The sequence below is a fragment of the Henriciella sp. genome (assembly GCF_049649345.1).
Lineage (GTDB): Bacteria > Pseudomonadota > Alphaproteobacteria > Caulobacterales > Hyphomonadaceae > Henriciella.
Genome location: NZ_JBARZC010000536.1, coordinates 1 through 9,740 on the forward strand (window position 1 = coordinate 1; position 9,740 = coordinate 9,740).

General features: G+C 61.5%; 10 protein-coding genes. 5 read left to right on the forward strand and 5 right to left on the reverse strand.

From position 1 onward, the window contains the following. Positions 1-817, forward strand: an 817-nt coding sequence (locus tag WA989_RS14720; RefSeq protein ID WP_424341236.1) for an electron transfer flavoprotein-ubiquinone oxidoreductase, incomplete at its 5' end; no start/stop codon positions are given. A gap of 39 nt (positions 818-856) precedes the next feature. Then, on the forward strand, positions 857-1,468 hold the full coding sequence (locus tag WA989_RS14725) for a hypothetical protein (RefSeq protein WP_424341237.1): 612 nt from the start codon (positions 857-859) through the stop codon (positions 1,466-1,468). Here WA989_RS14725 and WA989_RS14730 read toward each other — a convergent pair. The 5 genes from WA989_RS14730 to WA989_RS14750 form a co-directional block, all read right to left on the reverse strand. Continuing rightward, positions 1,364-2,419 (reverse strand): glycosyltransferase family 4 protein, encoded by a 1,056-nt coding sequence (locus WA989_RS14730; protein WP_424341238.1) that lies wholly within the window; start codon positions 2,417-2,419, stop codon positions 1,364-1,366. The genes WA989_RS14725 and WA989_RS14730 overlap by 105 nt on opposite strands. After that, positions 2,416-3,285, reverse strand: a complete 870-nt coding sequence (locus WA989_RS14735; RefSeq protein ID WP_424341239.1) for a 4-(cytidine 5'-diphospho)-2-C-methyl-D-erythritol kinase — start codon at positions 3,283-3,285, stop codon at positions 2,416-2,418. The genes WA989_RS14730 and WA989_RS14735 overlap by 4 nt, the downstream gene beginning before the upstream one ends. Next, the gene (locus WA989_RS14740) at positions 3,285-5,030 is read right to left on the reverse strand and encodes a tetratricopeptide repeat protein (protein ID WP_424341240.1); all 1,746 of its coding nucleotides are present in this window, start codon (positions 5,028-5,030) and stop codon (positions 3,285-3,287) included. The genes WA989_RS14735 and WA989_RS14740 overlap by 1 nt, the downstream gene beginning before the upstream one ends. Before the next feature lie 83 nt (positions 5,031-5,113). Next, on the reverse strand, positions 5,114-7,066 hold the full coding sequence (locus WA989_RS14745; protein ID WP_424341241.1) for a tetratricopeptide repeat protein: 1,953 nt from the start codon (positions 7,064-7,066) through the stop codon (positions 5,114-5,116). Positions 7,067-7,196: 130 nt separating this feature from the next. Further along, positions 7,197-8,210: a polyprenyl synthetase family protein gene (locus WA989_RS14750; RefSeq protein ID WP_424341242.1), complete on the reverse strand. Its 1,014-nt coding sequence runs from the start codon at positions 8,208-8,210 to the stop codon at positions 7,197-7,199. A 102-nt stretch (positions 8,211-8,312) separates the two neighbouring features. Here WA989_RS14750 and WA989_RS14755 point away from each other — a divergent pair, with 102 nt between their 5' ends. The 3 genes from WA989_RS14755 to WA989_RS14765 all read left to right on the forward strand — a co-directional run bounded on the left by WA989_RS14755 (position 8,313) and on the right by WA989_RS14765 (position 9,573). After that, positions 8,313-8,522, forward strand: coding sequence for a DUF2007 domain-containing protein (locus tag WA989_RS14755; protein WP_424341243.1), 210 nt, complete (start codon positions 8,313-8,315; stop codon positions 8,520-8,522). After that, a complete protein-coding gene (locus WA989_RS14760; protein WP_424341244.1) occupies positions 8,515-9,255 on the forward strand; it encodes a tRNA1(Val) (adenine(37)-N6)-methyltransferase in 741 nt (246 codons plus the stop codon). The genes WA989_RS14755 and WA989_RS14760 overlap by 8 nt, the downstream gene beginning before the upstream one ends. Positions 9,256-9,384: 129 nt before the next feature. Next, complete coding sequence (locus tag WA989_RS14765; protein WP_424341245.1) at positions 9,385-9,573, forward strand: hypothetical protein; 189 nt, start codon at positions 9,385-9,387, stop codon at positions 9,571-9,573. Positions 9,574-9,740: the final 167 nt, after the last annotated feature.

The window sequence follows — 9,740 nt, forward strand, 5'->3', positions numbered from 1 at the left end:
CTACAAGCATCATGACGAGATCAAGAAGTTTCTCGAAGGCGGCAAACGCGTCGCCTATGGCGCCCGCGCGATCACGTCTGGCGGTGTCCAGTCCGTTCCGAAGCTCGCTTTCCCGGGCGGCGCGCTGATCGGCTGCTCGGCCGGTTTCGTGAACCTTCCCCGCATCAAGGGCACCCATAATGCGATGAAAACCGGCATGATGGCCGCCGAATGCGCTGTCGAAGCGATCAAGGATGGCCGTCAGAGCGACACGCTGGAGACCTATGAAGAGGCCTATGAAGACAGCTGGGTGAAGACCGATCTGTCGCGCGTGCGCAATTCCAAACCGTTGATCAGCCGCTATGGCACGCTGATGGGCGCGGCGCTCTCCATGCCGGACATGTGGCTGCGTTATCTGATCGGCTTCGGCTATTTGCCGACGCTCAGCCACAAGAAGGCCGACTATGAATATCTGAAGCCGGCCGCGTCCTGTAAGCGGATCGATTATCCTAAGCCCGATGGCAAGCTGAGCTTCGACAAGCTGACCAATGTCTCCTTCACCAATACCAACCATGCTGAGAACCAGCCGGTTCACCTGATCGTCAAGGATATGGAGCTGCAGAAACGCTCCGAACATGACGTGTTTGCCGGCCCGTCCGAGCGCTATTGCCCGGCCGGTGTGTATGAATGGGTCGAGGAAGAGGGCAAGGAGCCGCGCTTCCAGATCAACGCGCAGAACTGCATTCACTGCAAGACGTGCGACATCAAGGATCCGAACCAGAACATCAACTGGGTCACGCCTGAAGGCGGCGGTGGGCCGGCCTATCCGAACATGTAGGGCGGTGGGCTTTCATCTTTTTCCGGTGGGGGAAAGGAGATGCAGAGTTTCGAATTCAAGGCGGCCTTGCTTGCGGGCCGCAAGCAGTGGACGCTCGATAGCGGGCTCATCACGAAAGATGGTGAGCCCTTCTGCGACCTTGGCCGGGTTGACCGCGCCCTGTTTGCAGAAATGACGGTTCGTTACACTCACTCCGAATGGTTTGACCTGTTCCACGGCAGGACGCGCTACCGGATCACGTGCAACCTGCCTGATGGCGATGAACACAATATGGAATTCAAGCGCCTGGTATCAGCGATTACCACCGAGCTTGCTGCGCGCGATCCTGACTTGCCGGTGGCCTTTGGCGCGGGCGGCGGCGAGCGCAAGGCGATGTTCACGATCGGCCTGCTGGCCTTCGTTTTCGGCGCAATCATCCTGGCGGCGCTGATGATGGGCGGCGTTCGAGACAGCAAGGCGATGTTCGCGATGCTGTTCGGTGGCGGTTTTGTACTGTTCGGCGCCTTGACGGGCTGGACCTCCAGGCCTTGGGCGTCGCTGCCATCGCTACCCGCGAGCACGGCCCGTGAAATTTTTGCGCGCCTTGCCGTGCAGGAAGACCCATCCAGCGCTGAGCCCAAGGGCGAAGGTCCAGAACAGGACAAAGGGTAAGTCCCCACCGCTTGCGGCGCCGACCGATGCGGCAATTGCGCAAGCCGCACTGAGACACCACCAGACAAGCGCTACTTCGATATGGCTCCAGCCGGCCTTGATCAGCGCCTGATAGGCATGGTCGCGGTGCGCGGTGAATAGCGGCTGTTTTCGCTTGGTGCGTGAGACCAGCGTCAGCAGCACATCGACAAGGAAGGGCAGGGCAAGCGTCGCCACTGTCCAGACCGGCAGGCCTGAGACCAGCCCAAGTGTCGCGAAGAGGCCGCCAATGCCGAACGCGCCAGCATCGCCGGCATAAAGTGTCCCGCGCAGATTATAGACGAGGAAGCCGCCAATCGCCGCGATGATGCATGCCAGACCCGCGGGAAAACCGCCCCTGGTCGACATCATCATACAGAGCCCAAGCCCGGCCAGCATGATCGCCATCGATCCAAGCGAGAGGCCATTGCTGCCATCCATGAAATTGGCCGCATTCACAAAGACAAGCAGCCACAGCGCAGACCCTGCCATCATGAGAAGGGGCGCATTCACGAAACCGAATGGTGTTTCGAATGCTGCCACCGCAATCCCCAGAAAAGGCGCGGCAATACAGACCACGAGTACTAGCAATAGTTTTGGCAGCGCAGGCAGTTCGACAATATCATCAAGCGCCCCAAACGCTGCAAACATGAAGGAGGCGCCTAGCGCATGCCAGACGGTCGGCACTGCTCCGGGCAACCAGTCGCGTGCGAGCAGAGCCGGCAGGGCCGAGTGAAACACGGCGGCAGGACCGAGGACCAGCGCGATAGCCGACATGATCCCGACACCGCCAAGCCGGGGAACAGGCGACGTCTGCAGCTTCCTGTAACCATCCGGCGCGTCGACAATCCCTGAACGTTTCATCGCTGCGCAAAGCAGGACGGAAACAATGAAAGTGCAGGCTGCCAAGGCGAGCGTAACCAGAATCGTCATCCGGTTGTGTTGCCACTCAATTGGGTTGCCGTCACCCACCAATCGGGCTGGCGTGACTCGATCGTCCGCGCTGCGCGCCGCGCGCCTGCCATGTCCCTGAAGATGGCAAAACAGGTCGCGCCAGAGCCCGACATACGGGCTACCTCACAGCCCGGCTGGCGGGCCAGCGCATCGAGCACGGTTCCAATCTCCGGCAGGATGGTGATAGCGGGCGCTTGCAGATCGTTCGTCGTCGCGCTGCGCAGCCAGTCGCAAAGCGGCTGAAGCGCGCTGAAGGCCGGCATGTCGATCAGGGTGAAATCGCGCCCGCCGCCCTGGCTATCAAAGGTGTGGAAGACAGCGCCGGTCGGGCAAGGCAGTCCCGGATTGACCAGCAGGGCAGGAAGATCCGGAAAGGCGGGGGCGGCTTTGAGGGCCTCACCCTCGCCGCGCATCAGGCAGGCGCGCGAATGCACCGCGACAGGCACATCCCCGCCAAGCTCGCTGGCAATCTTCATGGCGACAGGCTCTGTCAGCCCGCCGAGCTGCATCAGGATCCGCAGCATCGCGCCCGCATCGGCAGACCCGCCGCCGAGGCCTGCCGCCACGGGGATCGCCTTGTGCAGCGTGACCGAAAGCGCCGGCACGCTCAGCCCCTTCGCCTCGCAGGCCGATATGACGCGCAGGACAAGATTTTCCGGGGACTGAAGCTCTGTGGCCGCAAACGGGCCTTTGAGACTGAGACTGAGGTCGCCGGCCTTGCGCGCCTCCAGCCTGTCGGCCGCTTCGGGCCCTGCGAAGACGACAAGCGAGTCGAGGTCATGGCGCCCGTTCGGCTTCACGCCATCGACGTGAAGGAACAGATTGACCTTTGCCGGGGCAAGCATCAGGGCAGGTGCGCGCGGCTGGAGGCCGGCACGTCAGGGCCCGTCAGGATCTTGCGCTGAAGGATATCCTTCTCGCGCGCATCGTCAGACAGGGAGATCGCGCGCTGCCACTGATAGCGTGCCTCGCGCTTGCGGCCTGCCATCCAGTAGGCGTCGCCCAGATGATCGTTGATTTCGGCAAGACCCGGCTCCAGCTCGGCGGCGCGCTCGAGATAGATGATGGCGTCCTCATAGCGGCCGATTTTGTAATAGGCCCAGCCGAGACTGTCTGTGATCGCGCCGCTTTGCGGGCGCAGGGCAAGCGCCCGGCGGATGAGGTCCAGCCCCGCATCGAGGTTCAGTCCGCGGTCGACCCAGCTATAGCCGAGATAGTTCAGCACATCCGGTGAGGTCGGGTTCAGGGCCTTTGCCGTTTTCAGGTCGGATTCGGCAAGCGGCCAGTAGCCGAGGCGTTCGTGGATCGCGCCGCGCGCATAATAAAGCCGCCAGTCAGGCTCGCCTCGTGCGTCGTCGGCGCTGATCAGGTCATTGAAGACCTGCAGCGCCTCGCCGGGGCGGTCGAGCGCTCGCAGCAGGTCTGCCATCTGGATCTTCAGGTCGCGGTCCGGATTGGCCGCCAGCGTCGTCCTGACAAGCGCATAGGCTTCGTCATTCTGCTGGTCACGCCTCAGCGCCCAGGCAAGCTGGCCGCGGGCGGTCGAATAAAACGGCGAGCTGGCCGGAATGGCCTCCAGCATGCGGATCGATTCCTCGCTGCGCCCGGCCCTGTCGAGCGCGTCAGCCCAGAGGGCGCGGGCGATGTGCAGGTCAGGATCGAGCCTTAGCGCAATCGTGTAATAGACACCGGGCAGGTCATTCTGTGACTGCGCTGCGAGGGCAGCGGCCGGAACATAGAAGGACAGGGCAGCCCCTTCGCGCACCGAAACCCGCTTGATCGGCGGCGGGACGCCGCCAGAACCGATTTCGGCCTTCAGCGCGCTGATGGAGGGATTATGGCCCATTGTTTTCAGGAATCGGTCGAGCACGCCGACAGCTGTCTCGCCCTGGCCGCGATTGGCCAGCAACCGGGCATAGGAATCGGCAGCCGTCGCGATCAGCGTGCCGCTTTCATCCACCGTCTGGAATGTCTTCAGCGCGGCTTCATCCTCGCCGACAGCGACTTCCATCAGGCCGAGCAGGTTCAGGACGATCGTATCAAGATAAGGGTCGCCATCGGAGGCGGAGAGAAGTTTGATCTGTGCGTCGCCCGGCTTGCCAAGATCGACGAGCGCCCAGGCCTCGAGCGATGTCATGATGAGATGGTTGAACATCCCGGCATCGCGCCCTTCAAGCTGGTCGGCCACCTTGCCAGAATGGCCGCTGATCAGCATCTGCGTCGCCCGTGTCAGACGCGGCAGGCTGGTTTCGCTCAGCGTCCCGGCAGGTGCCTTGTTCGAGATTGAAAGGGCAAGCGGGAAGTCATTGGCAAGCAGGGCGGAGAAGACGGCCTGCTCCATGATTGAGACATCATCCGGGCTGGAGCGGACGACCTGCGCATATTTCTGGGCCGCTTCATCAGGATCATTGATCAGTGAGGCATAGCGCGCGACGAGGAATTGCGAATAGCCCTCGGCCAGCGCGTTCGTCTCCGCATCGGCGCGCGCAGCCGCGAGGCGCTCATTCAGCGATGACCGCGTCGTATCGACTGTCGAACAGGACGATATCGCTGCAGCGCAGAGTGCAAGAAGGCTGACCCGGTATTTCACAATAGTCTTGATGCTGGAAAGCCTCGCATAAGGCAATTTCCCCGCGCAGTTTTTGTTACGGTACGGACGGGTTTCACGCCTGCCTAAATGTCCTGCCGCCCGATTTCGCCCTCATCGCCGAGAGAGACCTTGGGCAGCGGTTTTCTCTCGGGCGCAGGCTCGCTGATGCCATTGTCCAGCTTGTCCTGAATCTCGGCGCGTTTTGTCTCGGATGGATAGTCATCGAGGGCGGTCTGCCAGGCGTCACGCGCAGCATCCTTGTCGCCCATATGCCAGTAGATATCGCCGAGATGATCTTCGATCTCCCAGTGGATATTGGGGGCAAGTTCGGCCCGGCTCTGCTCGATATAGCGTTTCGCCCCTTCAAGATCGCCGAGCTTGAAGCGGGCCCAGCCGAAGCTGTCGCTGATATACGGGTCGGCCGGCGCAAGCGCATTGGCGCGGGCCAGAACACGGAAAGCTTCTGCATATTTCTCAGTGTGCTCGACGAGGAAATAACCGAGCGTGTTCAGCATGTAAGGGTCATTCGGGCGGGCCAGCGATTCTGTGCGGATCAGGCGCAGCGCCTCATCGACCTCGTCGGCTTCTGCCAGCGCATTGGCGAGCGCCATGCGCCGGTCATGCGTGTCGTCGAGATTGCGCGCCGCACGGGCGTGGAACAGCGCCTGCTCGAACTGGCCGAACTGGGAATAGATGGCGGAACTGGTCCCATGCGCGCTAGCCTTTTCAGCATCGGTCAGCGCCAGCGACGGCGTCTTTTCGGCAAGATCAGTGGCCTTTTGCTCATCGTCCAACAGGGCGTAGATCAGCATTGCGCTGGAATAGGTGCCAAGCTCCTCATCGGCTTCGGCGAGCTTGATCGCTGCGTCGAGCGCCTTGCGGGATTTTGCCGGCTTTTCGAGCCGCAAATAGGACTGGGCCGCCGCGAGGCTGAGGCTTGCCGTCGCCTCCGGTGCGGTCTCGATCACGTGGATCGCTGCGTCGAAAAAGGTCTCGTCGTAGAGATCGCCGACAATGGCGAGACGAAGATCCTCATTCTCAGGGTCAATGATCAGGGCGAGCTGGGCGAACGCCGATTTGGTATCGTCAAAGCCGCGCACCCGTTCGCCGACAAAGGCCGACCGGATGAGGCGTTGATAAGACAGGGCCAGCGAATAATCGCTCAGCGAGCGGGCAAAGGCCTCCTGCACGCTCAGGGTTTTATCATCGAGGCCGCGTCCTGTTTCGATCTGCTCGAGCGCGGCATCAAACGAGACGGTTTCTTCCGGCTCGGCAGCGGCAAGGCGGGCATAGAGGTCTTTGGCTTCATCGATCCGGCCAAGCTTTCGCAGCAAGATGGCCTGGCGGGCAATGACGAGTTTCACATGGCCATACAGCAGGCTCTGCGGGTCAAATTCATGTTCAGGCGCGGTAATGACAGTGGGCGTGATGGCCGAATAGACCGCCAGCGCTTCCTGTTCGCGCCCGACCGTTTCCAGCAGGGCGGCCAGCGAAAGATCGCCTGTCAGGCCGGGCAGGGTGCCGCTGACAGCGCGGTGGGCGTCGACCGCCTCGTCATGCTGGCCGTCCAGCGCCAGATACCAGGCGTTCAGGAAGCCGCCCATGATCGTCATGTCGTCGCTCTCGAGCGCCGTCTCGATCGTCTCCAGCGCAGCGTCCATATCACCAGCGGCGGCCTCGTCGATCGACACGACCACCGATTCGAACGGGCCGGTCTCGCCATTCTTGAACGCGCTTGTCTTCATCGCCGCAATGAAAGCGGCAATATCGCCCGCTTTGACCGCGTCGACGGGCGAATCGTAGGCGAGCAGGCCGACAGGCTTTCCATCCTCGCCCAGAACGGCTGTCGCCATGGCTGCAGGCGAGACATCATATACGCCGCTATAGGCAGACAGCGCGCCGAGGATTTCCTGTTTGCGCGTATCGAATTCAGACGTGTCGGCGCCATCGAGCTCAGTCTTGTTCAACTGATTGGCGCACCCGGTGGCCGAAAGAAGTGCGGCGAGAATGATGGCTGACGGGAAAACCGGTTTCATGAGGCGTCCTTCGATACGTATGATGACTGTGCCGAGATGGCCGGCACGTGTCCAGTTTGAGATATGTGATACGCCAAGTGTGGCAGCAGTCTGACTGATAAAGTCCTAAAGTCTGCGCAGATGTGGCGTTTCAGTGCACACGCTGGACACAGAAATCAGCCAGTTCACCAAGCAGCGTTTTCCATTCGCTATCTGGCAGCGATGACAGCGCACTCTTGGCGAGGCCGACATAAGCGTCCGCTTCGGCGATCGTTGCCTCTGCAGCGCCGGTTGCGCGGATGAGGTGGATCGCGCGGGCGAGATCGCTTTCTTCCTGCGTCGAGACATCGAGCGCGCGCGCCCAGAAAGCGTGGTCCTCGGCCTTGCCGCGCCGGCGGGCGATGATCACAGGCAGCGTGATCTTGCCTTCGCGAAAATCGTCGCCAACCACCTTGCCGATGACCGAGGTTGTGCCGCCATAATCGAGCACATCATCGACGATCTGGAAGGCGAGACCGAGATTCTTGCCATAGGCCGCAAGCGCATCGGCGTGCTCAGGGCTGCCGCCAGAAAGCGCACCTGCGCGGCTTGCTGCTTCAAACAGGGCGGCGGTCTTGGCCTCGATGATGGCAAGATAGTCTTCGGTCGGCAGGTCGAGCCGGCCCTGTGCGGCGAGCTGGCGGACTTCGCCTTCAGCAATCACAGACGAGGCATTCGACAGGATATCGAGAATTTCGAGCGATTCTGTCTCGACCATCAGCGTGAAGGCGCGGGCAAACAGAAAGTCGCCGACGAGGATGGAGGCCGAATTGCCCCAGACCGATTTCGCGGCAGGCCTGCCCCGGCGCAAATCGCTCTCATCGACGACGTCATCATGCAGCAGCGTTGCCGTATGAATGAACTCGACAGCAGCGGCCAGCGCATGGGTGGCATGTTTCGAGCTTCCCACGGCCTTTGCCGCGGCCAGCGTAATCATCGGCCGCAGACGCTTGCCGCCCGCCGACACGATGTACTCCGACAGATCGGGAATGATATCGACCGGGCTCTTCGCGCGCGCTTTCAGCAGCGTTTCGACCTGGCCCATATCCTTTTCCAGAACAGAATGAAGCCGGTCGATGACGGTTTCGCTCTTTCCGGGTTCGCGGGCAGTTGCTGAAATGGTCACTAAGGGCTTCCTGTCTCGGTCACTCTGACACTTGCATATGGATAAGAGGATGGCATTGGTCCACCTCTGCGGTACACAGCCGCATCTAAAACAAGGATTTCTATGGAAGAAGTGTTTCGCACCAACGATCCCGTCAAGCTCAGCTATATCCGTCATCTGATGGCAGAAGAGGGGATCGAGGTCTATGTGCTTGATGAGCACACCGCCTATATCGATGGGCGGGGGCCGATGGTGCCGATCCGTGTGGTCGTGCATGAACGCGATGCAGACAAGGCGCGCCGCACGCTGCGGGATCTCGACCAGGATGGATGAGGGGTTCACCTCAGATGCCTTTCTCGGTGGCCGCGTCACCGTGCTCCAGCCCAAAAAGGGCTTTCGCGCCGGCACCGACAGCGTGCTGCTTGCGGCGGCACTTGAGCCTTCCATGAGCGGTGAGGCGGTCGAGTTTGGCTGCGGCGCAGGCGGGGCGCTTTTCCCGGCTGCATGGCGGCTGAAAAACGTAAATTTTACAGGGCTCGAGCGCGACCCTCTCATGCTCGGTCTTGCAGAGCGAGGGGCCGAAGTGAACGGCCTCGGCGGGCGGACACACTTCGTTCAGCAGGATGTCGGCGATATCCCGCATGACTGGGAAAACCGCTACGATCTCGCTTTCTCGAACCCGCCTTTCTTTCGCGAGGGCTCGATCCAAGAGCCAGGCGAGGGGAAATCCAGCGCCTATCTCGAAACCGTGCCGCTCAAGGACTGGATCTGGGGCATGCTCCATGTGCTCAAACCCCGCGGGCGTTTCGTGATGATCCACCGCGCGTCCGAGCTTGCCCGCATCCTCGCCCTGATCGAGCGGCGCACCGGCCAGATCGAGGTCATCCCCGTGCGCTCCTTTCCCGGCGAAGACGCCAAGCGCGTCATCGTGCGCGCCAGAAAGGGGCTGCGCTCAGGGGCAATGCGGCTGCTCGCCGGGATCGACATCTACCGCAAGAAAGGCGGCGAGCGTACTGACCTGCTGGAATCGATTGCCCGATCCGATACCGGGCTGGACTGGGGTTGAATAAGATCGTACCTGCCCGCGCCGCAGATACCTGCGCAGGCAGGTATCCATTATGCTTCTTCTCAGCGAGCAATTGAGTTCAAATGGCACCCCATGGACCCCTGCCTGCGCAGGGGGCGGCGGACTTATATGTCCAGCCCAACTTCCGCCCACATCCTATGCCACACACACGCCATGCAGGACTTTTTCATCATGCTGATGATTGTCGGCAGCCTCGGCGGCCTCGCCATCGGCGTGCTCTCGCATCCGAAATTCTACGCGGCCATCTTCCGCAAGAAGAAAGCGGGAAGCGCCGATCATGAGCATTCGCTGGATTAGGCGTCACACCCCGCAGTTGCGAAGTTGGCCGTCTGGCGGTAGGCGGGAGCGCTAGAGTTCAGCTATCCGATTCAAGGCGCACCATGCCCGCATCCGCCGCCCGTGAGAAACCCGCTTCCTTCCAGGATCTGATCCTGCGCTTGCAGGCCTATTGGGCAGCCCAGGGC

Excerpts from the sequence above, each read along its gene's own strand:
- WA989_RS14725 (WP_424341237.1), top strand. The coding sequence starts at position 857 with ATGCAGAGTTTCGAATTCAAGGCGGCCTTGCTTGCGGGCCGCAAGCAG.
- WA989_RS14730 (WP_424341238.1), bottom strand. The coding sequence starts at position 2,419 with ATGACGATTCTGGTTACGCTCGCCTTGGCAGCCTGCACTTTCATTGTT.
- WA989_RS14735 (WP_424341239.1), bottom strand. The coding sequence starts at position 3,285 with ATGCTTGCCCCGGCAAAGGTCAATCTGTTCCTTCACGTCGATGGCGTG.
- WA989_RS14745 (WP_424341241.1), bottom strand. The coding sequence starts at position 7,066 with ATGAAACCGGTTTTCCCGTCAGCCATCATTCTCGCCGCACTTCTTTCG.
- WA989_RS14755 (WP_424341243.1), top strand. The coding sequence starts at position 8,313 with ATGGAAGAAGTGTTTCGCACCAACGATCCCGTCAAGCTCAGCTATATC.
- WA989_RS14760 (WP_424341244.1), top strand. The coding sequence starts at position 8,515 with ATGGATGAGGGGTTCACCTCAGATGCCTTTCTCGGTGGCCGCGTCACC.
- WA989_RS14765 (WP_424341245.1), top strand. The coding sequence starts at position 9,385 with ATGTCCAGCCCAACTTCCGCCCACATCCTATGCCACACACACGCCATG.